Source organism: Niallia laureatilytica (assembly GCF_046613985.1).
GTDB lineage: Bacteria > Bacillota > Bacilli > Bacillales > Cytobacillaceae > Niallia.
Genome location: NZ_JBKKHP010000003.1, coordinates 367,160 through 389,665, shown reverse-complemented (window position 1 = coordinate 389,665; position 22,506 = coordinate 367,160). Strand labels below are relative to the sequence as shown.

19 protein-coding genes and 2 pseudogenes are annotated in these 22,506 nt (G+C 40.6%); 6 read left to right on the top strand and 15 right to left on the bottom strand.

Annotation, left to right across the window (positions count from 1 at the left end):
* Window positions 1-86: 86 nt before the first annotated feature.
* The 9 genes and pseudogenes from ACLIJJ_RS11620 to ACLIJJ_RS11580 all read right to left on the bottom strand — a co-directional run bounded on the left by ACLIJJ_RS11620 (window position 87) and on the right by ACLIJJ_RS11580 (window position 7,924).
* Window positions 87-437, bottom strand: coding sequence for a transposase (locus ACLIJJ_RS11620; RefSeq protein WP_376846852.1), 351 nt, complete (start codon window positions 435-437; stop codon window positions 87-89).
* Window positions 430-702, bottom strand: a complete 273-nt coding sequence (locus tag ACLIJJ_RS11615) for a hypothetical protein (protein ID WP_411410902.1) — start codon at window positions 700-702, stop codon at window positions 430-432. The genes ACLIJJ_RS11620 and ACLIJJ_RS11615 overlap by 8 nt, the downstream gene beginning before the upstream one ends.
* A 124-nt stretch (window positions 703-826) precedes the next feature.
* Window positions 827-2,057 (bottom strand): annotated as a pseudogene (locus ACLIJJ_RS11610) (IS110 family RNA-guided transposase).
* Window positions 2,058-2,214: 157 nt separating this feature from the next.
* Window positions 2,215-2,987 (bottom strand): annotated as a pseudogene (locus ACLIJJ_RS11605) (recombinase family protein).
* Between the two features lie 417 nt (window positions 2,988-3,404).
* On the bottom strand, window positions 3,405-3,890 hold the full coding sequence (locus ACLIJJ_RS11600; protein WP_034767638.1) for a DUF6985 domain-containing protein: 486 nt from the start codon (window positions 3,888-3,890) through the stop codon (window positions 3,405-3,407).
* A 5-nt stretch (window positions 3,891-3,895) separates the two neighbouring features.
* Window positions 3,896-5,842 (bottom strand): T7SS effector LXG polymorphic toxin, encoded by a 1,947-nt coding sequence (locus ACLIJJ_RS11595; protein ID WP_411410901.1) that lies wholly within the window; start codon window positions 5,840-5,842, stop codon window positions 3,896-3,898.
* 188 nt (window positions 5,843-6,030) lie between these two features.
* Window positions 6,031-6,405, bottom strand: coding sequence for a YkvA family protein (locus ACLIJJ_RS11590; RefSeq protein WP_233316143.1), 375 nt, complete (start codon window positions 6,403-6,405; stop codon window positions 6,031-6,033).
* A gap of 166 nt (window positions 6,406-6,571) precedes the next feature.
* On the bottom strand, window positions 6,572-7,504 hold the full coding sequence (locus tag ACLIJJ_RS11585) for a glycoside hydrolase domain-containing protein (RefSeq protein ID WP_233315819.1): 933 nt from the start codon (window positions 7,502-7,504) through the stop codon (window positions 6,572-6,574).
* 90 nt (window positions 7,505-7,594) lie between these two features.
* Window positions 7,595-7,924 (bottom strand): hypothetical protein, encoded by a 330-nt coding sequence (locus ACLIJJ_RS11580; protein ID WP_233315820.1) that lies wholly within the window; start codon window positions 7,922-7,924, stop codon window positions 7,595-7,597.
* Between the two features lie 213 nt (window positions 7,925-8,137).
* Between ACLIJJ_RS11580 and ACLIJJ_RS11575 the strand changes: the two genes are divergently transcribed.
* Entirely contained in the window at window positions 8,138-11,665 is a 3,528-nt protein-coding gene (locus ACLIJJ_RS11575) for an Ig-like domain-containing protein (protein WP_411410900.1), read from the top strand.
* A 298-nt stretch (window positions 11,666-11,963) separates the two neighbouring features.
* On the opposite strand, the gene galU is transcribed toward ACLIJJ_RS11575, so the two are convergent.
* Entirely contained in the window at window positions 11,964-12,860 is an 897-nt protein-coding gene (gene galU / locus ACLIJJ_RS11570; protein ID WP_233315822.1) for a UTP--glucose-1-phosphate uridylyltransferase GalU, read from the bottom strand.
* A gap of 316 nt (window positions 12,861-13,176) precedes the next feature.
* Between galU and ytvA the strand changes: the two genes are divergently transcribed.
* Together ytvA and ACLIJJ_RS11560 are read left to right on the top strand one after the other, a co-directional pair.
* Complete coding sequence (ytvA, locus tag ACLIJJ_RS11565; protein ID WP_411410899.1) at window positions 13,177-13,938, top strand: YtvA family blue-light photoreceptor; 762 nt, start codon at window positions 13,177-13,179, stop codon at window positions 13,936-13,938.
* Window positions 13,939-14,023: 85 nt separating this feature from the next.
* On the top strand, window positions 14,024-14,188 hold the full coding sequence (locus ACLIJJ_RS11560) for a hypothetical protein (RefSeq protein WP_233315824.1): 165 nt from the start codon (window positions 14,024-14,026) through the stop codon (window positions 14,186-14,188).
* A gap of 195 nt (window positions 14,189-14,383) precedes the next feature.
* Here the strand turns inward: ACLIJJ_RS11560 and arfA are convergent, their stop codons facing one another.
* From arfA to ACLIJJ_RS11540, 4 genes are read right to left on the bottom strand one after another with little or no spacing between them, the layout of a single operon-like run.
* The gene (gene arfA / locus ACLIJJ_RS11555) at window positions 14,384-15,871 is read right to left on the bottom strand and encodes an arabinosylfuranosidase ArfA (protein ID WP_411410898.1); all 1,488 of its coding nucleotides are present in this window, start codon (window positions 15,869-15,871) and stop codon (window positions 14,384-14,386) included.
* Window positions 15,872-15,919: 48 nt separating this feature from the next.
* Window positions 15,920-16,762, bottom strand: a complete 843-nt coding sequence (locus ACLIJJ_RS11550) for a carbohydrate ABC transporter permease (protein WP_233315826.1) — start codon at window positions 16,760-16,762, stop codon at window positions 15,920-15,922.
* The gene (locus tag ACLIJJ_RS11545) at window positions 16,759-17,688 is read right to left on the bottom strand and encodes a carbohydrate ABC transporter permease (protein ID WP_233315827.1); all 930 of its coding nucleotides are present in this window, start codon (window positions 17,686-17,688) and stop codon (window positions 16,759-16,761) included. The genes ACLIJJ_RS11550 and ACLIJJ_RS11545 overlap by 4 nt, the downstream gene beginning before the upstream one ends.
* Window positions 17,689-17,743: 55 nt before the next feature.
* On the bottom strand, window positions 17,744-19,045 hold the full coding sequence (locus ACLIJJ_RS11540) for an ABC transporter substrate-binding protein (protein WP_411410897.1): 1,302 nt from the start codon (window positions 19,043-19,045) through the stop codon (window positions 17,744-17,746).
* 350 nt (window positions 19,046-19,395) lie between these two features.
* Between ACLIJJ_RS11540 and ACLIJJ_RS11535 the strand changes: the two genes are divergently transcribed.
* Window positions 19,396-20,022: a YesL family protein gene (locus ACLIJJ_RS11535; RefSeq protein WP_411410896.1), complete on the top strand. Its 627-nt coding sequence runs from the start codon at window positions 19,396-19,398 to the stop codon at window positions 20,020-20,022.
* A 36-nt stretch (window positions 20,023-20,058) separates the two neighbouring features.
* Entirely contained in the window at window positions 20,059-20,976 is a 918-nt protein-coding gene (locus ACLIJJ_RS11530; RefSeq protein ID WP_233315830.1) for an ArsR/SmtB family transcription factor, read from the top strand.
* Window positions 20,977-21,004: 28 nt separating this feature from the next.
* Here ACLIJJ_RS11530 and ACLIJJ_RS11525 read toward each other — a convergent pair whose 3' ends face one another.
* Entirely contained in the window at window positions 21,005-21,355 is a 351-nt protein-coding gene (locus tag ACLIJJ_RS11525; RefSeq protein WP_233315831.1) for a winged helix-turn-helix transcriptional regulator, read from the bottom strand.
* Window positions 21,356-21,477: 122 nt separating this feature from the next.
* Between ACLIJJ_RS11525 and ACLIJJ_RS11520 the strand changes: the two genes are divergently transcribed.
* Window positions 21,478-22,500, top strand: coding sequence for a zinc-binding alcohol dehydrogenase family protein (locus tag ACLIJJ_RS11520; RefSeq protein ID WP_251646556.1), 1,023 nt, complete (start codon window positions 21,478-21,480; stop codon window positions 22,498-22,500).
* Window positions 22,501-22,506: the final 6 nt, after the last annotated feature.

The window sequence follows — 22,506 nt, the reverse complement described above, 5'->3', positions numbered from 1 at the left end:
TTAGCCAATCAAGGTAATAGATTCATTTAAACTATTTATCTATTTAACTGTGCTCTTTATAAAAACCTCTGTAATAAAAACTACAATTAGCTGTTGCTATCTCTTTCCTCTATGAATTCTAAAAACGAATCTTGCAGTTCTCCTTCTGTATCAATAGAATCAAGCAGTAATTTAGGTTCAAACGAACAATCTTTTAAAGTTGAACTTCCATCAATTACTCCTAGCATATTTGAAATAGTATCAATCATGGTTTGTTCAATTATCCTCATTAATGTATCTTTATTTTCGTCAGTTAAACTATCGTAAAAACCAATAGCTTTTCTCCAATAATCATCTGTTTTAGGGGTAACATTCGTTGTTTCATACAAGTTTTTGTATAGTTGAAGGTTCTCTTTAACTATAGACTCATAAAGTGATTTAACAAAAATCTCATTCATTTTTTTTCCTCATTTCTGGATACATTTTTTTGTTTAATTCAATAAGTTCTTTTAACGCAGAATTTGGTATGTCATCATAAACTCTTCTTAGTTCCATTATATCCCTTGCCAATAGCTGTCTAGGATTCTCTATTCCTTTGGTACTTCTTGAAACTATACCATTAGGGCCTTTTATTGTATGACCGACCTTCGGAACATTTATTGCAGGAGCAGTGTTTAAATCATAATTTTCCACAAAATCCTTCATTAATGCTTTTTGTCCCACGTGATGTGCATCAAGCCCTTCTACTCCCTTAATATCTTTGTATGCTCCAACTTGATATTTACCCGTACCCTATGTTGTAATCATAAAGGCTAATAATAAAAAAATCAGCCATTTTACCACACTATTAAACTACTTCTTTTTCTTGCACTATCGGCAATTTGTAGGCTGTTTTATGTTTCATCATGCGGTAAACAATGTTCACAAGCCTTCTCATTATACAAACCAATGCTTGTCCCTTTGTTTTACCTTCTTTTAGTTTCCTTTGGTAGTAAGCATGAAACACAGGGTTTCGTGGCAGTTTACTTCCTTTTGCTACTTGCACTTGCTGGACTGCGAGGTTGTAAAATAAAGCGTGTAGCGCCCGATTTCCCTGTTTGCTTTTTTGTTCCTTGCCTTTCCCACCAGAGCCAAAGTAAACAGGCGCTATGCCCGCAAATCGTGCCAATTTGTTGGCATTTGGAAAACGTCTAACGTCACCAATCTCCGCAATTAAAGCGGAAGCTGTTACGAGGTCAATGCCTGGCATGGAGTCTAGTTGAAAGTCTAGTAAGCTCATTAACTCTTTTAATTCTCTTTCTACCTTGCCTATTTCCTGCTTTCCAAACAAAATGCGGCGTACCATACTTTCTACCAAAAAGTTTCGTGTTTCTTGATGTTCTTTGGTTGTATTTCCATCTTCTTTCACTAGCTTCAATATTTCATTTTTTCACCGAACAAGTATTATGGCTCACTTCTAATAAGAAGGTGGTCAATTGTTTTATACTCACACCTTCTAAACAAGACGGTGATGGGTATCGTTCCCAAAATGCCAAAGCTGTTTTTCCATCTACTTCGGAGAAAAACTTCTTATAGCTTGGATAATGGTGGCTCAATTGAATGTGCAGTTGGTTCTTCAAAGCTCCTTGTGCTTTTACTAATGCATTCCTTCTAGTAACTAATTGTTGTATCGACCAAAATAAATCATGTGGTTTAGCGTCTGGCAATTGGTCTAGTTTATTTACCAATATGCGTGCCACACATTCTGCATCCCAGCTATCACTCTTTTGTGTGGTCATATGGCTTTTTCGTTCAGCGTATGAAAGTGCGGGATTAACCTCTTTTACAACTTGTCCATGGTCCGTTAGATATTGTGCCAGCGCTCGACCGTAACCACCCACATCTTCTAAGCCAAATACAGGCGTTAATCCTTCTTCCATCAGTTTATCAATATCTAGTAAAAACGTGGAGAAAGCAGATGGTTTATTTTCTAATGTTAATTCAGTTAACTTCTCCTGCCAACAATTTATGATCACTGCCACATGATGCTGTTTATGCAAGTCTACACCCACATAAATATGTTTCTGCTTTTCATTCATCGTTCATCCTCCTATTCAGTTGTCAATTATTGAATGAAAATGCCGGCAACCTTAGTTCGAGCGTTCACCTATCGGTGCGCATTGGTACGAAAGCCTATCCATTTTCAACCTTACAAAAGAACTTATAAGAAAATGAGTCGCTTTTTTAAGTAACCTTTTAAATTATTGCTTCATGTTTGCCATTTGCTTGTATTTGTCCGTAGGTATAGATCCCTTGATAAAAACTTTCTCGGTCTAATATTCGCTTCACTTGTACTTTCGTAAATGCTTTCCCTTGCGTTGTTTGATACCCTTCTTCATTCAATGCTTCTGCCAACCTAGACAGTGACCATTTCTTATGTAGCTCTTTTAACTCAAATAACCGTTTTACTACTTCTGCATGCTCGTTATGTATCTTTAATTCCTTTTCACCCTTTAGCTTTGTATAGCCAAATGTTGCCCTTCCCCCTGCATATCCACCTTCCTTCGCCTTTTTATTTCTGCCTTTCGTTAGTTTTAGTGCTATCTCAAGCCGTTGGTATTGGTCTAACAATTCCATTAAGCCATTCACCAAAAAGTCGTTAGGGTCTTTCTTATGGATACTGTAAAAGGGTTGTTCAATACTTTTAATGTCACAACCATATTTTTTCAGCTCTCGTTGAATCAGCACCTTCACAATATCTGACCGCCATAATCGGCTTGTGTTGAGCACCACCACATAATCAATTTGGACAGACGAAAGGTGAGCCAACATCTCCTGTAAGCCCACCCTGTCAATTTCTAATGCTTCTTCATTTAGTTTTGCGCCACTACTTCGTCTCTAAAAATATGAATCAAGTTTAAGCCTTGTTCCTTACAATATGCTTTAATTTCCTCTTCTTGATATTTCAAGCTATATCCATCTCTTGCCTGCCCTTGAGTGGAGACTCGTATATACCCAACAACGTTCAACTTTTCACCCTCCCGTTACATAAATTGTAATTTGTGTAACGCTTTTTAAACGAATAGCGAGTATTATACAACCGTCTCTTGTAAAAACACAACCCAATTTTTGTCTGCCTTGACGCTAAACTAGTTACCTTCTTACGTAACCTACCTTTTATCGCCACGAGCTTTGTCATTCTCGTTAGTTTTTTAGCCATTCCCTGTCATAACTACCCCTGCCATGTAAAATGTCATCTCGCCTAATTATCATACTTTTTTTACTATCCAAGTATTAAACCGATACTCCATGATGGTACAACCTTCATGAGTTATGAATTTCATACAGTCTTTTTAAATTACCTCTCATCTATTAATTATGGAAAAAACCTTGAAGGAACTCACTTCCATTCAAGGTCAACTTTATCGTCCAGAATATTTCGAAAGTTATAATACAATATCTTGATAACCTACTTCTTCTACCATTTCATCTTCGATTTTTATTCCCATCCCATTGTCAATATCCCAGGAAACATCACAAAGTAAACCTAATCTTCTTTTTCCATTCTTTCTTACTCTTCTTACAATTAATTCAACTGGCTTTACTATTCCTTTTAAATCTGAGATAGAATCAATCTTTGGTGCAAATTTATCTGCTTCTGATTCATTACCTAACATCTCTCTATACTCTTCATAGTTCTCAATATAGTAATCGTAGACTTGCTTTTCAGCCTCATGTATTATGTTATTCATTTCTTGATTAAAGTTAATAAATGCTTCTCTTTGCACATTTGAAAAATCAGCGTTTTCATGTGCATCAACACTTAAAAGTATTTCTCTTTCCAAATCAAACATTCTAATGGTTGTTTTTCCTCTCCAAAAATTGTTTTTATATTCAAGCTTTCCAAATAATTCATCATTGATTATAGCCATCCTAATTACTCTCCTAACTTAACTTTTATATTATATTCTCCAACTCCACCCAAATGTTTAAAAACACTATTGATTTTACTTGGCACCAATTGTATTGTTTCCAAGTCGTTAAGTTCATGCCAAGTATATTTATTATCTTCTCGCCAATCAGCTATATCTTCTGCTGTCCATTTTTGTTCTGGTGTACTCCACTTTTTAGCCAATTCTTCATCAGCAGTCGAAAAGTTTGATTTTCTATCATTAGTCATATTTTCTAATTTAATTTCACCTTTGGAAAATGGAGAAAAGTCTGGCATTCCGTTTTTATACTCAACTCCATCAACACCAGCTTCATCAAGGTATTTTTTTATTTCACCGGTCTTATCGGAGATAAATAACGATTCTGCTCGTTCGTTACTCCATTCACCTTTGTTAACAGGGGTAGTTTTTACCCTTTGTTCATAAGTACTGTATTTAGGGTCTACGTCAAAACCTCTTGTAAAGTCTATTTGCCTATAATTATCCGTACCCTTATCCACAACACCACTAGCACGCCCACTCAACATACTCAAATACTCTTCCTTATCCCCACTAACCTTCCCAACATCAGCCCTGCTCTCAGCTTTCAAGTAGGAACTCATATTACCAACCCCACCCGCAAACGCTGCATTAGGAGAAGTATTAAGACTACGTCCAAGATCATCCATAAACGCTCTTGAAACGTCCGCTCCTTGCTTGCTCATTTGCACGGTTGAGTTCAAGGCTTGTTGGCCGAGTCGGTTTGCTTCTTTCGCCATACCTGGCACAAATGGTAGGCCTGCGAAGATGCTTTGGGTTAGGCTTGCTTGGCGCTGCTGGTCTGTGAGTTCGTTTCCGAACATGTCTTTGCCGGTTACGTATTCGGACAGGCCGTTGGCGGAAAGGAGGCCGTAGATGCCCATTTCGGTTTTTTCTAGGGTGCTAAAGGCTTTTACGTTTTTGTAGGTGCTCATGGCATTTTCGGCGGCGCTGATTCCTTTTGTTGCCGAATAGATGCCTTTGCCGCCTTTGACGGCTCTGCCTGCCCAGCCGACGACTGGAATGAAGCCGGCTAATGCCATACCTCCTGCTGCTAAGCGCTGTGCGGTTGACATCTTTTCGCCTGTGACGGGATCGACGCCTTCGACTGCGCGCTTGTAATCATAATAGCCGGTGAATTCGCCGACGAAGCTTTTGATGCCGCCCCATACTTTTTCGGATGTGGGCTGTTCGGCGATTTCTCTTGCTTGTTGTTCTTCTTTTTTGTATGTAATGTAGCTTAAGGTGGCGGCTTCTGCCTCTCCTTTCAGCTTGTAGATGTCGCTTGCTTGATAGGCATCTGCGTCGAAATGGATGGGGGAGATGCTGCTGCCTTGTTTTGTTGCGCCAAGTAGGGCACTGAACAGCTGAATGGCATAGGCTTCTTCCCCTTCTGAGGTCAGATATTCTTCTTTGAGCTCTTGATCTGTATCTTCGACTGCTTCAATTGTTTTTGTGCGTTTTTTGCTTGCGTCCATCATTAAATCATCGAATTTATCTCGGGAAAAGGCATCTAATGAGACGAGATCATCGATATCCCGAAAGATGTTTTCGAGTGCGCGGCGCTGCTCGGTTATCATTTCATCTGCTTGGCGTTCTTTCTGGACAAGATCTTCCTCCAGAAAGGCTGTCTCTACTCTTGTGTTGCCGTCTAAATCCTTGTCGCTGAGCTTGCCGCCGACGCTTTCAAAAAAGGCGATTTGTCTGTCAAACAGGCGCTGCCATGCTTCGACTACTTCGATTTGGCCTTGGTAAAAGGCTTTGATTGCTTCGGCGCCTCTTCCTTCGAAGTCGTCTAAATCAATGATTTCCTGAAAGGCCTTTCGTAGTGCGGTAAACTGGTCGCGAAGCTTATCATAATGCTTCGCCCTCTGTTCCATTGTATCTTGTAAACTGGAAGCATCTAGTATTTTCACGAAACTCTCCTCTCTTTTTCACAAAGGATTTCGAACATGTAAAGCCTCATTATCCGATATATTACCTAATATCCTTTTATTGTAAAAAAGAAAAAAGCTGTTTTCATATGCCAAAAGGTTCATTTTACACCAGTCGAAATACCCATAATTTACTATCACTGTTCATACAACTTTCTTATCACCTATCGTTAACCGCCGATTTTAGCGTCAATCTCTTTTGTGCTGACATTGTCTCCAAACCAGTCTGCTAATTTCTGCTTTGCTTTTTGCTTTGTATCTTCATCTATATACATGGCTACTTGAATCAGTGCAATTCCTAACGCTCCGAGGTCATCTGTAAATCCGATTCCGACTGCCATATCTGGAATTAAATCAATGGGAAGAATGAAATAGCCTAAGGCCCCGATTATCGTGGTTTTCGCTTTAACCGGCACTTCTGGCTTCTTTAATGTGAAATACAAGAGCAGCACTGCATACACGACAGATGCGCCTGCCTTTTTGGCAAACTTCGCGAGCTTTCCCCAGAACTTCTCCTCTGAGAAATGTTTTCCGGCAGCATTCATCGTCACTTGAAGTTCTTCTTGCTTATTCTCCAACCATATCGCCTCCTTGTTATTTATCTACTTCTATCATACTAAAAACAGAGGGAAAATGTATTGCTGTTCGCCTTACTTGGAAAAAATTTCACAAAAAAATAAGCCCCCTTCAGAATTAGGGAGCAGCATTGGCCTACTTTACTTTAATTTTTTGGTTTGGATAAATAAGATGAATATTCTTAATCTGCGGGTTTAGATTTTGGAGATTGGCGAGGGTTATGCCATATTGTTGGGCAATCTTTGAAAGACTGTCTCCTTTTGCGACAGTATGGTATTCTGTTGAGCCACTTGCTTTTGGGTTAATCCATGAGCCTGGCACTCCCTGTTGTTTCGTGACATTAACCATTCCTGCTGATTCATTGAAAATATAGTAGCTTCCAGTCTTTACAATCCCTTTTTTGTGCTTGCCAAGCTTTGCATCTGCTGCTGTTAAATAGGCAGCTGTTTCTGTTTTCACCTCAAAGCTTTTAGTGGCGGAGCTTTTTCCTGTCGAACTCCAGTGCCCTGGTTCTTTGCGAACATCATTTCTGTCTATCAGCACCCCTGCGACTTTAATATTGTTTTCATATTGGTGCATATGAATGAAGTCAGCAATCTTTCCATTCGACCAGGCATATGTCTGCCAGTAATAATCGGCCTTGCCCTTTACTGCAAGCATGACGGCATAGGACCCGTAAATGCCGAGCTTATACGTTTCGAATGTTTTTTTGACTCCATTGAAATAAGCTAGAATGTTTGGCATAGCACTGCTTCTGGCATCAAAGTCAACTGCGAAATAAATCGCTGTTCCCGGTGGCTGGCCGACTGCCTTTGCCGCTTTCACCGCCTCCAGTCCATCAGCCTTGCCTTGTGCCTCTGTAAAATAGGCTGCTCTGTCGGCGCTTTTCTGAAAGATGCTGATCAGCTTTAAGCCGGCCTTGCTGATGGCTTCTGCTTCTGTTTTATCAAATGTCTTCCAGCTGTTCCCAAGATAGCGGGCCGTATAGTCAAATCCTTCTTTCTTTAAGGCACTTGCTGATTTAGTGTTGAGCTTTGTTGCACAATCAAATCCTCTTGCCATCATCATCTCTCCTTTCTTACCTTATATATAGAAGAAAAACAGTTTTTCAGACAGGCAAACTATAAAAAAGCCCAATTGAGGGCTTTTAATTACAAGTTAAGCAGGCGGAATCACCTTTGCGATTAATAAGATAAACAGAATAAGTCCGATTGCTGTATACACAGCAGATGTGATAAGGGAAAGATTCATTCGTAAATAAAACGGCTCTTTTTCGAGCATAATGCCTGTTTGTGCACTTGTCTGGCTGTCGATAAATCTTGTCCATGCTCCGCCGCTGCTGGAAAAGGTAAAAATAATCAGTGTAAACACAAGTCCAGTAAAAAACATTACTTCAATAAAGCGAATTGAAAAAAACGAAGCGACGAGGAAGGTGGCAACTGCCTCCAGCACGAGTGTGAGGATTGGCAGAATCAGTTTTTTGTTCATTTCTTCTCCTCCTATTTACAGATAATGTTTATTTTACCATAAATAGTAGAAAATTTCTGTCATTTCCTATTTCCAGACTTAATGCCTACGAACTTTTTTAACAAATAGGAATAACTGAATAATTTTTCCATTTTTACTAGATATTATTAACACTTCTCCCAAAAACATGCTTTAATAGATTTGTAATCTATTAATTTTCCTAGGGGGAACGTGATGAAAAGCAAAAAACGCATTGGTTCGATCTTTACTTTTTTACTAGCCTTTGTTTTAGTTGTCAGCAATTGGACAGCACTTCCAGCAGCGGCAGCCTCGACTGCAGATGAAGCAGACACTGGAGTTAGCGGGAAGCTAATTGAAGACAGCTTCGCAGACGGAGAGTATGTTAAATGGTTTAAATTCACGCCGACTGCAGAAGACATTAAGAACTTTTCGCACTATGAATTCACATTAGATTCAACAGAGGAAATGAATGTTTCCGTTTACTCTAGTCTTGAAAATGCAAATGCTGAAAACACATTTGATCAGTATCAAGGCTACAGCTTTATCGAATCGCCAGCGGTTATTCATTTTCCGTTAGCATGGATTGGCTCTTACTATGTGAAGGTTGAGTATTATCCATATGAAGAAGAGGTCTTAGAAGAAGAGGTCTCAGAAGAGAAGCTAGCAGAAGAAGGATTACCAGAAGGTGAAGAAACGGAAGAAGCAGAGCCTATCGAAGCTGATACTTCCTTTACACTGAATGTGAAAGGCGAAGTGCTTGAGCCTTCAACAGAAACAGCGGAAGAATGCCCTGTTGAATTGAGCACTAGCGAGCAGAAGGATGGTTTGTCTATCTTGAAGGACTTGCGTGAAATCAGAGATTCGATTTTATCGCAAACAGATGAAGGCAAAAAGCTGTCTTCTTTATACTACAAGGTGGCACCTTTCTTAAGTGCAAAAATCGTTTTTGATGAAGGCATGCGCAGTGATGTGTTAAAGAACTTGCGTCAGCTTAAGCCAATTTACACGGAATTGCTTAAAAACGGCACAAGCTCTACTTACACCTTTACAAGCGCAGACGTGAAAGCAATCAACAGCTTGTACAAATATGCTTATGATGCTGCACCTGAGACATTGAAGGAACAGCTGAAAAAGACGGAAGCAAAAATCAACATCAGCAACTTAGAAGATAAAACACTCTCAACTGTATTTAATAAATTGGGAGCTTCTACAACAGCTATTTCTAACAAGAATACTTCTAACAAGTACATCGTCAAACTGAAATCAGGCAAAAGCCTATCAACTTTTAAGAAAAGCGCACAAGCTGCTCAAAGTGAAACAATCCAAGGTTTAAACAACTCAGATAAAATCGCAGATGATTTATATGTAATCGACCTTGGCAGTGAAGTAAAAGACAACAGCTATTCGACACAGCAAAAGAACAGCATTGTGAACTCTGTCAAAAAATCATCGGCAGTTGAATATGTAGAACAAATTCAAACATATAAAGCATTAGGTAAGACAACAAATGACGTCTCTAATCCATACCAATGGTCTTTATCTAACACTGGCCAAACACAAGGAACAAGCGGTGCAGATATTCAGTTCGGTCCCCTTCATTCCTTGCTGACAGCAGCTAAGCCAAGTGAAACGGTAATTGCTGTTGTAGATACAGGTGTGGACAGCACACTTGCTGACTTAAGCAGCAATGTATTAGCTTCTGAAGGCTATAACTATATTGGCAACAATAATAATGTCCTTGACGATAACGGTCACGGAACACATGTGAGCGGCATTATCGCAGCAGGTATGGATAATGGCTATTCGATTTCTGGTGTTCATGCTAATGCGAAGATTCTTCCTGTAAAAGTTCTGGACGCAAGCGGCGCAGGTGATACAGAACAAATCGCTAAAGGAATTAAATATGCTGTTGATAAAGGTGCTAAAGTCATTAACATGAGCCTTGGCGGACCTTACAGCAGAACATTGGAATATATGATGCAGTATGCGTACAACCATAATGTAACTATCGTTGCTGCGACAGGAAATGACGGTATGGAAGAAGTCGGCTATCCTGCATCAAGCAAGTATGCTACATCTGTCGGCGCTACTAATGACATGGATATTGTTTCCGATTATTCCAACTATGGTATCGGCACTGATTTAGTCGCTCCAGGCACTAATATCCCAAGCCTTGTGCCAAACGGTAATGTTACTTACTACAGCGGTACATCAATGGCAACACCGCATGTTGCCGCAGCTGCAGGATTGCTTCTGTCATTAGACAGCAGCTTGAAGCCTGTGCAAGTCGAAAAAATCCTGACAGAAACAGCAACAAACATTGCTTTTGAAGAGCAGGACAACCCGTACAAGTTTGAAGATATAGTAGAAGTAATCACAGAGGACGGCGAAATTATTTACGAAGAAGGAGACAGCCTCCCACCAGGCTATGATTATGTTTCCGGCTGGGGCAGACTCGATGTTTACGGGGCATACAGCACAGCATTGCTGAAAGCAACTGTCGCTGATGTTTACAACAGCAGCTATGCTCTTAAAGGCACAGCTGAAAGCGGCACTGCTGTTAGCGTAAAAATCGGCAAGGACGTAAAAAAAGCAACAGCAGACAAAAATGGCAATTACGCTATCGAAATTCCGCTGCAAAAAACAGACAGCATTTTGGAGGTAACATTTGAAAAGACAGTAAATGGAACACCAGCAAAAGCAACGATCCGCACAGCTGTCCTTGAAGACACAACAGCACCTAATGCACCGAAAGTTAATAAAGTTGGTGACAATGATACGAAGGTGACAGGAACAGCAGAGGAATTCGCAGCGATTACCGTTAAAGCTGGTAAAAAATCAATCGGCACAGGCAAAGCTGACAGCAAAGGTAAGTTCTCTATTAAGATTGCTAAACAAAAAATGGGCACGAAGCTAAGTGTTACAGCAACAGACGGTGCGAAGCTGACAAGCAAAGCTGCGACTATCACTGTTGGCGACAGCACACCGCCAGCTGCTCCTTCTGTGACTGGCACAATCAGTGACAAGAGCACAAAAATTGAAGGCAAAGCAGAAGCAAATGCTTCCATTGAAATTAAAGATGGCAAAAAAGCTGTTGCCAGCGGGAAAGCGAACAGCAAAGGCGCTTACGCTATCACCATTAAAAAACAAAAGGCTGGCACGAAGCTGAGCATTACAGCCAAAGATAAAGCTGGCAATGTCAGCAAAGCTAAAACCATTACGGTGGCTGATAAAACAGCACCTGGCGCACCTTCCGTCAGCGGCACAGTCGGCGATAACAGCACAAAAATAACTGGTAAAGCAGAAGCAAATGCTTCTATCACCATTAAAGATGGCAAAAAGACAGTTGCGAGTGGAAAAGCTGACAGTAAAGGCGCTTATTCTATCGCCATCAAAAAGCAAAAGGCCGGCACGAAGCTGAGCATCACAGCGAAGGATAAAGCTGGCAATGTCAGCAAAGCCAAAACAATCACGGTTGCTGATAAAACAGCGCCAAAGGCTCCAAAGGTTAACAATGTCACAACTGCTACAACACAGGTAAAAGGCAGCACAGAAGCTAATGCAACTGTTACTATCACAGTAAATAAAAAAGCTATTGCCAGTGGGAAAGCAGATAAAAAAGGCAACTACTCGATTAAAATTAAAAAGCAAAAAGAAAAAACAGTGCTTGCTGCAACAGCAAAAGACAAAGCTGGGAACACTAGCAAAGTGACAGAAAAAACAGTCACAAAAGCGAAATAATCGACAAGACAGACGGAGGCTAATCTTCCGTCTGTCTTTTTTTGTTGTAAAAAAAGACGAAGATGCGACTCCCTCGTCTTTTATTTAATAATAAAAACATTAATAAGACCCGCCACCAAAACAACTACAAAAATAAACCAGCTTGAATCAGTGAAATCCTTCTTTTCATTTTGCTTTGTATCCTTACTCATTTCCCTCCACCTTTCTACTGTAATTATTATACAGTAAAATTATGGAATGATAGCGTTATAGAACAAAAAAGAACAGGACATCCATTATGCCCTGTTCTTAGCTCTAATTAAAGAATTTTAATTTCTGCATTATCATGCTTTTTCATCAATTGCTTCATATAATCAATCAGCTCTTGCTTCATTTCGTCCTGTTGCAGAGCAAATTCCAATGTTGTCTTCACGAAGCCAAGCTTCTCCCCAACATCATAGCGGCTGCCTGCAAAGTCGTAAGCAAATACTCGTTGGATTTGGTTCAGCTCTTGGATAGCGTCTGTCAGCTGAATTTCACCGCCAGCTCCTGTTTGCTGCTTTTCTAAGAACATGAAGATTTCTGGTGTCAGCACGTATCTGCCCATAATAGCCAGGTTAGATGGTGCTGTTCCGCGCTTCGGCTTTTCAATAAAGTTCTTTACTTGATAGCGTCTGCCTTCTTGCTCGATAGGGTCAACAATGCCGTAACGGTCTGTTTCACTGTCTGGAACAGTCTGTACGCCGATGACAGGTGAAAGTGTTTCTTCATACTGGTCAATCAGCTGCTTCAAGCAAGGTGTGTCACTTTGAACGATATCATCACCAAGCAGGACAGCAAATGGCTCGTTGCCGATAAAGCTTTTCGCACACCAAACAGCATGGCCAAGTCCTTTCGGCTCTTTTTGACGAATATAGTGGATATCAGCAAGATTGGAGGAGTATTGAACTTTCTCCAAAAGATCAAACTTCTTCTTCTCAAGCAAATTTTGCTCCAGCTCATGAGCATAGTCGAAATGATCTTCAATTGCTCTTTTGCCTTTTCCTGTTACGATGATGATGTCTTCAATGCCAGAAGCGATTGCTTCTTCAACGATATACTGAATTGTCGGTTTATCAACAATTGGCAGCATTTCCTTTGGCATTGCTTTTGTTGCTGGCAGGAATCTTGTTCCTAATCCTGCTGCTGGAATGATCGCTTTTTTTACTTGTTTCATTTTAACCTCTCCAATCTTCTCTCTCTATCTAAAAAATAATAATATGTACACTTTAATTTTTACTTAACAAAATGTTCTTAATAACGTACAATTATAGTAACACTTTTTCTTAGTATTGCAAAGGTTTTTTAGCACTATTTTATAATTTTTAAAAATAATGGAAAATAATGTGACATATTGCTTGCATTTGTCATTTTAACATATCTATAAGAGTCTGTGATGTTATTGTCTTTTCCATTTTGTTATAATGATTATTATTAAATGGAATTTAACTTTCGAGGAGGGGAATAACATCCAATCAAATCAGTATCCTGACATGTTTAGAGACAGCTTTATCAGAGAAGCAGTGGAAAGAGTTGGAACCGGTATTGTCATCACAGACCCAAGCTTACTGGATAACCCCATCATTTATGTAAATAGAGGATTCGAACGGTTGACGGGGTATGCGGCAGTAGACATTCTCGGCAAAAACTGCCGGTTCTTACAAGGAAATGATAAAAAGCAAGGATCAGTAACAGCATTGCGGGATGCGATCAGAAATGAAGAACATATTGTTGTTCAGCTGCGTAACTATCGCAAAAACGGTGAAATGTTCTGGAATGAGCTTGAGCTTTCTCCCATTCGCATTGGAGACGACAGTAAGCTCTTTTTTGTTGGCATTCAAAAAGATATTACTGACAGAAAAGAATCAGAGCAGCTTATCAACCAATATTTAGAGCAAATAGCGAATCTTTCTACTCCTATTATTTCCATTAACGAAAAAACATCTATTTTACCGCTTATTGGCGATTTAACAATGGATCGGTTTGAACAGCTTGTTCAGGATATATCAACATATGTCGGCAATTCTAAGGAAGATTATTTCATTATCGACTTGCAAGGTTTATTGAAATATGATGAAGTTGTACATAATGGTCTCAAAATGATCAATGATATTCTTGGCTTAATGGGCACAGAGCTGATTATCAGCGGTGTGCAGGTTAAGATGGCACAGGATACGATTACTTATACGAACGGCAATGACTTGAATATCCGTTTCTTCCAATCATGTAAACAGGCGCTTCTTGCCTTGAAATAACAGCCCGGAGTTTCGGGCTTTTTTTTATGGGCTATGTATAACAGCTTCAGAAGATTGCAAACTAAGAAAAAGGAGTTGAGTGAACATGCAATTCTTGTTTTCATTAATAGAAATGCTTTTTTCTGGAGGCTTGCTGAAGCGAAATTTAGATTGGCACAGAAGGTTAGTAGCTATCTCCTTCCCTATTTTCTTTATCGCTTTGCTGCTTCAGGCAGAATATATTGTTTTTCGAACAAAAAGACATAGTTGACATATTTTTTTAACATACCTTTTACAGTATGTCCGTATTCTGTTCATATTTGTCCATTATGATAAAGATAGCGTGGATAGCATGAGTGGCTATCAATGGCATAAGGCGTAGGTGGGGCCTGTGCTACTTAACTTTTACATTTAAGTTTCTTCTACATAAACAGCCATGCTAAAAATTTAGCATGGCTGTTATCCATTATGCTTTTACGAGGCGGATGACGTTCCATGACAGCTTAGGCAGCATCGCAGCCAGCTGTCCTCCGCTTATGGCAGCATCTCCATTAGTATGTGGTTTCACTGCTTCAGCTGTAGCAGAATTCGTTTGTTTAATATCGTCATTCTCTAACACAATATGCTCGATAACTTTATAGCCTTCAAAGCTGCGCAGATCGCATTCAAGCAGCAAGCCTTCTTGAAGATCTCTGTTGACAGCAAAGATTGTCAGTTCTTCGTTTTCCTCATTATATACTGCTGTTGATTCTAATGTTGGCACATCGGTGAAGTCCTTGCTGTCATATTTAGGGCTGGAGATAACTGGATTTAAGGCAACACCTCTGCCGTAAACGGACGCATGCATATATGGATAGAAAATTGTCTGCTTCCACGCAGGCCCATTCTCTTCTGTCATGATTGGCGCAATGACATTCACAAGCTGTGCAAGGCAGGCAATCTTTACTCTGTCGGCATGCTTTAGCATCGTAATCAGCATACAGCCGACAAGCAGCGCATCCTCAAAATTATAAATATCCTCAAGCTGCGGCGGTGCGACTGTCCACGGTTCAATCAGCTTATCTGCTTCTCTAGAGTGATACCAAACATTCCACTCATCAAAGGACAGATGGATTTTCTTTTTGCTCCGTTTTTTTGCTTTAATATAATCTGCAATCGAGATGACAGATGAAATAAAATCATCCATTTCTAGAGACAGAGCCAAGTAGTTGCTGATGTCATTATCACGGTTGCCATAGTACTGGTGTAAGGAAATATATTCGACATGGTCATACGTATGATCCAAAACCGTTGCTTCCCATTCTGCAAATGTCGGCATATTTCGGTTGGAGCTGCCACAGGCGACAAGCTCAATATTCGGGTCTACCCATTTCATGACCTTTGCCGCTTCTTGGGCAATGCGGCCATATTCTGCCGCTGTTTTATGCCCGATTTGCCATGGACCGTCCATTTCATTGCCAAGACACCATGTTTTAATTTTATGAGGCTCTCGATAGCCGTGGCTTATGCGCAAATCACTATAGTACGAGCCGCTGTCATGATTGCAGTACTCGACAAGGTTTCTGGCTGCATCTATCCCTCTTGTGCCAAGGTTGACTGCCATATTCACCTCCGCATTAACCTGCTTCGCCCACTCCATGAACTCATTTGTGCCGACGACATTCGGTTCTGTTGTCCGCCATGCAAGCTCAAGGCGGCTTGGTCTGCTTTCAACAGGCCCGACACCGTCCTCCCAATTGTAGCCTGACACGAAGTTGCCGCCAGGATAGCGGATTAGCGGCACTTGCAGCTCTTTTATTAATCCTGTTACATCTTTGCGGAACCCCTTTTCATCTGCTTCAGGATGACCTGGCTCAAATATCCCCCCATAAACGGCTCTGCCAAGATGCTCAATAAAGGAGCCGTATATTCGGTTATCGACTTCAGCAATTTTAAAATCTTTTTCTAAAATCATCTTCGCTTTTTTGTACATATATCTTTCTTCCCTTCACATTTTTTTAGATTAACCCTTCACACCGCCGGCAGTCATGCCTTCAATAAAGTAGCGCTGGAAGAAAATATACAGAATCAGCACTGGGAATATCGCCATCACAGACCCGGCAATCAGCACATCATAGTTATTGCCGTACGGTGTAAGCAATGTAGATAAGCCGATCGGCAATGTTAAATTTTCGCTTGACCGTAAAACAATCAACGGCCAGAGGAAGTTGTTCCAGCTTCCTAATGCCTGCAGGATTGCCATCGAGGAAAAGGCTGGTGTCATTAACGGCATCATCACCCGGAAGTAAATGCCGATTTCGGTGCAGCCATCGACCCTTGCTGCATCAAGCAAATCACGAGGCAGCCCACTCGCATACTGGCGGAAGAAGAAAATTGGAATCGGTGCAACCACAAATGGCAGAAAGGCACCGACTAATGTGTCCATTAAGCCAAGGCTCATCGTGAGCTTATATAATGGAAGCATAATGATTTCAACAGGAATCATCATCACAATTAAAACGAGTCCAAACACAAGGTTCTTAAATTTGAAGTCATAAACAGCAAGACCGTAGCCGACCATGCTTGTTAAAAGCAGGCAGGATAAAGTAGATGCAATGGTGATGATTATGCTGTTTTTATACCATATGAAATAGTCTGTTTCCCCGTTGAACAAATAAGAATAGTTATCGAATGATAACAGGTCTGCCTGCAGCTTTAAATTGAGTCCGTATCTCATAATTTCTGTTGACGGCTTCAAGGAGCCGAGTGTAATCGCAAACAGCGGAAATAAGGCGAAAATACCGATTGCCACAAAGAGCAGGATCAATAGGATGGACGACAGCTTCAGCTTTTTCTTCGTTTTCATCCTTGTTCCTCCTTTTTGAACATTCCAAAGAATTTAAGCTGAATTAACGTAATAATCAGCGTAATCACAAGCAAAGCGATGCCGACTGCAGAACCGAAGCCGAGATTATTTTGCTCGATGCCTTTTTGGTATAAATAGCCGACAATTGTCAGCCCGATATTATTAGGCGACCTGTTGCTTCCGTAAAGCATATAGCTTTCAGCAAACATCGAGAAACCGCCGTAAATACTGATGGTAAACACATAAATACTGATGGGCTTTAACAGCGGTAAGGTAATATGCCAGAATTTCCGTGATGTTGAAGCACCGTCCACCTCTGCCGACTCATACAACTCCCGCGGGATATTTTGCAGTCCTGCCAGGAAATAAAGGATATTGATGCCCATCCATTTCCATGTTGCCAGCACAACAAGAACAAACATGCTTGTGCCCCCATGGTTCAGCCATGCTTTCGGCTCCATCCCAAAATTAATCAAAATAGAGTTCAGCAATGCACCCTCTTGTCCGCCAAAGATTAAGCGGAAGATCATCCCTGCAACAACGACAGATGTGAGTGCTGGAATGAACGTAACAGACCGAAAGAAGTTCTTCGCAAACATCAGCTTCGAATTAAGGAACACAGCAAGAATCAGCGGCACTGGGATTAAGATAATTAATGTCAAAATTGTATAAACAGTGCTGTTGCGGATGGCTGTCAGAAAGGTTGGATTCCATAATTCCTTATAGTTGTCTAAGCCGATAAAGGTCGTCTGCCCTGGCAGCACTTCCTGAAAGCTCATGATAATCGTCGTGACAACGGGATACGCAAAAAAGATGAAAAAAGACAGAATGAAAGGAAAGATGAAAAAGTAAGGTGCTGCATTTTGAGAATAAAGGAGACTTCTTTTCTTCTGTTTCCTCCCGCCCTGTCTGCTGCTTGCTTCCATGTAAAGATCCCCCCTTTAGAATCAGGAGGCAAAGGCAAAGCCTCCTGAAGATGATTTATTTAATCTGGCTTGCTGCTTCCTCCAGCGCTTGCTTCGGATCTTTCATTTCGACTAATGACTGGAATAAAATCGTTGTCTTAACAGCATTTGAGACATCTGGTGTTCTTTCGCCAATATTGACACCTTCAATTTCATTCTTCACTTCCAGCAATGTGCCGAAAATATTGGGACCGAAGTATTCTGTGAATTTATTCTCTTCATTGACTTCCGGCAAATCCCATACATCAGAACGAATCGGGTCAAAGCCAAGCTGCTTCCAGATTTCGATATTGCCTTCCTTCGACAGCTTTGCATAAGCAAGGAATTTCTTCGCTACATCTGGATCTTTAGACTGGTTTGTCACAACAGTGCCTGTACCGCCCATCCCTGCTGAACGCGGTGCTCCTTCAGACCAAGCAGGCATTGGCTTGATGACGATTTTCCCTTTCAAATCAGGCATATAATCAGTGAATCTGCCCATATACCACATCGGCATCCACACAGAGGCTGCTCCACCATTATTCATGAAGCCGTAATATTCCTCAGAATGATGGTCATTTCCTGGAGATGGAATCGCAATTCCTTCTTTAACAAGATCCTGTTCATATTGAAGCACCTCCACAATGCGCGGATCTGTCAGGTTAACCTCGCCATTCTCCTTCAAAAGATCGTCTTTTCCTTCAAGCTGAGCAACCTGCGGCCAGAACGACCATTGATCTTCAATATCAAGTGTCGTCATCGGAATGCCAGTTTTCTCAAGGACTGTTTTGCCAGCTTCCTTGTAATCAGCCCATGTTTTTATGTCATCTGGATTGACTCCGGCTTTATCTAAAATTTCTTTATTGTAATAAATAACGGCAGCGCCGACATGAAAGTCAATTCCATATGTCTTGCCGTCTTTGGCGTAAATATCAAGTCGTGATTGCACGATATTTTCTCTTTCTGGGTCAATTACATCATCTAAAGACAGGATTTGCGGTTCACCTTTCAGGAAGTTGCCGAATTTAGAGATTTCCACATCAGAAATATCCGGGGCACCTTTGCCTGACTGCAAGGCAACAAGCAGCTTGTTATGCAAATCCTCATATGGGTATGTAGTGGCCTTGATGCTGATTTGATCATCAGGATTTTCTTCATTCCACTTGTCCGCCATATGCTCATAATATTGTTCATGAAGCTCGTTGAAGGTCCACAATTCAATCTTTGTTCCCTTTCCACTGTTCGAATAGCCTTTATCCGAACTGCCCTTATTACAGCCTGCTAAAAACATGGAGCTTACTAGAATGATAGCCAGCATTCCTAAAAGACCCTTTTTCATCCTTTTTCCTCCTCTTAGCTTGTTGGGAAAACAGTTTATTTTAAAAGAACATAAAATGTTTTACACATTTACATAGTATTAAGCCATCCCTTTAAAAATGTATGCGTTTTCATAATTAAGAAGATGGTCTAGGAAAACGCTGTCATAAAGTGAAAATAGTCGGTAATCACTTGGAATATTTTAAAGGAAATTCCTTTTACTCCCTTACAAATTGACATATTCTTTCCTTATGCAAAGGAAAATAGGAGGATTTTTCCGTTTTTTTATATTTTTATAGATTCCTTCACATAAACATGAAAGAGAAGCAGCTGCTTATTTTATATTTTATTAAAAGAAAAGGAGTGTCTTCTATGAAAAGAGCTGTGCTCATTGATTCTATCTATTCTATCTCCAACTGGATTCTGCGCTTTTTATATATTCATCTATTATGGATGGGATTTTCTTTGCTGGGTCTAGTAATATTCGGTGTCTTCCCTGCCACTGTCAGCTTGTTTGCAGTGACACGGAAATGGCTCCTTGGCGAAACAGACATGCCGATTTTTGCGACTTTTTTGTCTGTTTTTAAGCAGGAATTTATGAAAAGCAATCTGCTAGGTATGCTGCTCAGCTTTGGCGGACTTGTTCTATATGCTGATTTACTGGCGCTTCAGCATACGTCCATTCCTTTCTTGCAGTATCTCTATTTTCCAGTGTTATTTATCGCTTTACTGTATGCCTGCAGCATTCTCCATTTCTTCTCTATTTATGTTCATTACGAGCTGAAAGGACTTCATATCATTAAAAATGCGCTGCTGTTCACCTTGGCGATGCCGCTAGCAGGATTAAAGCTGGTCGGCGGACTCCTTGTCATCGTCTATCTGTTTATTACCTTTCCAGGAAGCATTATTCTCTTTGGCGCAAGTGTGCCGGCATTTTATATGATGTGGATCAGCTTAAAAACATTTACTCAATATGAACAAAAACGGGCAGGCAAATAACAAGCCTGCTTACTATTTAGAAAGAAGGTAATATCGATGATACATATAAAAGATCTCCGGTCTGGCTTAAATATTTACAAAGCGTTAAGCTCTGAAATCCGCCTTGAAATCTTAACCCTTTTGCAAAGAAATCAAAGTTTAAATTTAAACGACATCGCCCAAAAGCTCCAGCTCTCGAACGGAGCGGTAACAATGCATATAAAAAAGCTTGAGGAAAGCGGGCTGATTGACATAACAACTGCAGGGGGCAAGCATGGAATCCAGAAAATCTGTTATTTAAATGAAGATATCCTCACAATCGAGCTGCAGGACAAGGGGGTGGAGAACTTTTACGAATACGAAATAAAGGTCGGTCATTACTGTGATTATGCCGCAGATCCAACCTGCGGCCTTGCGACAAAGGACAGCATTATCGGCGAGTTTGACAACCCCCGCTACTTTGCCGACCCTGACCATATTCATGCCGAAATCGTCTGGCTGAAGAAAGGCTATCTAGAATACCGAATTCCTAACTATTTAAAGAAAAATCAACAGTTCAAAGAAATCCAATTCATTTTTGAAATCAGCTCAGAAGCACCCTTCTATAATAATGACTGGCCTTCTGATATCTTCTTTTCTTTAAATAATGTTGAGCTGGGCTATTGGAATTCACCAGGAGATTTCGGCGGAACGAAAGGCGCCTGCAACCCAAGCTGGTGGCCGCCTCACTTGAATCAGTATGGGCTGTTAAAGCTCTTGCGCATCAATAAAAGCGGTACATTTATTGATGGCTGCCGCATTTCTGATGTAACCATTGAGGATGTCGGTTTGCAAGACCATCCTGACATCAAGTTGAAGTTTGCTGTCACAGATGAAGGCACAGTTGGCGGCCTGACCCTTTACGGCAGAAGCTTTGGGAATTATGAACAGGATATCACGGCGCGGATTCTTTATGAGGAAGTATTGCCGGAGTGATAGGGGCGGGGTTTTCTGCCCGCTTTTATTATTCTTTGACGCTTTCGATTCTTGATTTGTATTTATCGCCCCAGTCCTTCATTTGGGTGATAATTGGCTCTAATGTTCTGCCAAACTCTGTCATGGAATATTCCACTCTTGGAGGAACCTCTGGAAAAACCTCACGGTGAATAATTCCATCTTTTTCAAGCTCGCTTAGCTGGAGGGATAAGATTCTCTGAGTAATTCCCGGCATCAGGCGCCGCAATTCATTAAATCGTTTTTTATCTTCTAGGAGGTAATAAAGAATTACTCCCTTCCACTTTCCCCCTATCACATCAAGAGTTGATTCGACAGGACATCCTTCTGGACATCCATACCCGCTTTTTCTGTTTCGCATAAAAGCTCACCTCACAGTTAGTAACATTAATGATACTATACAACATAAATGTGCCTTCTTACATTATTTTGATTATCATCCTATAATTTCAATTAACAAAGATTAAAGGAGTTGTCATTAGTATGAAAGCTGTTGGACTATTAAAATATTTGCCTATTGAGGATGAAGAAAGTTTGTTTGATGTAGAGCTGCCGAAGCCTCGTGCAACAGGAAGGGATTTGCTTGTTAAGGTCAAGGCTGTATCGATAAATCCTGTTGATGTAAAGGTGCGCTCCCCAAAATCAAAAACAGAAGAACAGCCAAAGATTCTTGGCTGGGACGCAAGTGGCGTGGTCGTTGAAACAGGAGAAGATTGTCACGATTTCCAAGTCGGTGATGAAGTCTATTATTCCGGTAGCCTTATCCGTCCAGGAACTTACAGCGAATTCCATTTAGTGGATGAAAGGATTGTCGGCAAAAAACCGCACACATTAACTTTTGCCGAATCGGCAGCATTGCCGCTTACCTCGATTACAGCATGGGAAGCTTTATTCGACAGATTAGCCATTGAAGCTAGTGACAAGGAAAACAACAAACAAAAGACCATTCTAATAATCGGCGGAGCTGGCGGAGTTGGTTCTATCGCGATTCAGCTTGCTAAATGGGCCGGTCTTACTGTCATTGCCACCGCCTCTCGTCAAAGTACAAGCGATTGGGTCAAAGAACTGGGAGCAGACTTTGTTATGAACCATCATCATTCCTTTCAGGAACAATTGAAACAGCATGGCATGGAAAATGTTGATTTCATTCTATGCTTGAATAATACTGACCAGCATTGGCTAGCCATGGCAGATGCCATTAAACCACAAGGAATGATTTGTTCCATTGTAGAAAATGCCCAGCCTCTTGATTTAAATGTGTTAAAAAATAAAAGTGCTACATTTGTTTGGGAGTTTATGTTCACACGATCTATGTATGAAACAGAAGATATGGAGAAACAGCAACAGCTTTTAAACCATTTGAGTGAGCTAATTGATATAGGTGTTATTAAAACAACATTAAAGAAGACATTGTCTCCTATTCATGCTGAAAATATTAGGAAGGCACATGCTTTAGTCGAGTCTGGAAAAACAATAGGAAAAATAGTGTTAGAGGACTTTGCATAATCACTC

Bases quoted from the DNA above. Each gene is read 5' to 3' on its own strand.
- ACLIJJ_RS11620 (WP_376846852.1), bottom strand. From the start codon at position 437: ATGAATGAGATTTTTGTTAAATCACTTTATGAGTCTATAGTTAAAGAG.
- ACLIJJ_RS11600 (WP_034767638.1), bottom strand. From the start codon at position 3,890: ATGGCTATAATCAATGATGAATTATTTGGAAAGCTTGAATATAAAAAC.
- ACLIJJ_RS11590 (WP_233316143.1), bottom strand. From the start codon at position 6,405: ATGAATGCTGCCGGAAAACATTTCTCAGAGGAGAAGTTCTGGGGAAAG.
- ACLIJJ_RS11585 (WP_233315819.1), bottom strand. From the start codon at position 7,504: ATGATGATGGCAAGAGGATTTGATTGTGCAACAAAGCTCAACACTAAA.
- ACLIJJ_RS11580 (WP_233315820.1), bottom strand. From the start codon at position 7,924: ATGAACAAAAAACTGATTCTGCCAATCCTCACACTCGTGCTGGAGGCA.
- ACLIJJ_RS11575 (WP_411410900.1), top strand. From the start codon at position 8,138: ATGAAAAGCAAAAAACGCATTGGTTCGATCTTTACTTTTTTACTAGCC.
- galU (WP_233315822.1), bottom strand. From the start codon at position 12,860: ATGAAACAAGTAAAAAAAGCGATCATTCCAGCAGCAGGATTAGGAACA.
- ytvA (WP_411410899.1), top strand. From the start codon at position 13,177: ATGTTTAGAGACAGCTTTATCAGAGAAGCAGTGGAAAGAGTTGGAACC.
- ACLIJJ_RS11560 (WP_233315824.1), top strand. From the start codon at position 14,024: ATGCAATTCTTGTTTTCATTAATAGAAATGCTTTTTTCTGGAGGCTTG.
- arfA (WP_411410898.1), bottom strand. From the start codon at position 15,871: ATGATTTTAGAAAAAGATTTTAAAATTGCTGAAGTCGATAACCGAATA.
- ACLIJJ_RS11550 (WP_233315826.1), bottom strand. From the start codon at position 16,762: ATGAAAACGAAGAAAAAGCTGAAGCTGTCGTCCATCCTATTGATCCTG.
- ACLIJJ_RS11545 (WP_233315827.1), bottom strand. From the start codon at position 17,688: ATGGAAGCAAGCAGCAGACAGGGCGGGAGGAAACAGAAGAAAAGAAGT.
- ACLIJJ_RS11540 (WP_411410897.1), bottom strand. From the start codon at position 19,045: ATGAAAAAGGGTCTTTTAGGAATGCTGGCTATCATTCTAGTAAGCTCC.
- ACLIJJ_RS11535 (WP_411410896.1), top strand. From the start codon at position 19,396: ATGAAAAGAGCTGTGCTCATTGATTCTATCTATTCTATCTCCAACTGG.
- ACLIJJ_RS11530 (WP_233315830.1), top strand. From the start codon at position 20,059: ATGATACATATAAAAGATCTCCGGTCTGGCTTAAATATTTACAAAGCG.
- ACLIJJ_RS11525 (WP_233315831.1), bottom strand. From the start codon at position 21,355: ATGCGAAACAGAAAAAGCGGGTATGGATGTCCAGAAGGATGTCCTGTC.
- ACLIJJ_RS11520 (WP_251646556.1), top strand. From the start codon at position 21,478: ATGAAAGCTGTTGGACTATTAAAATATTTGCCTATTGAGGATGAAGAA.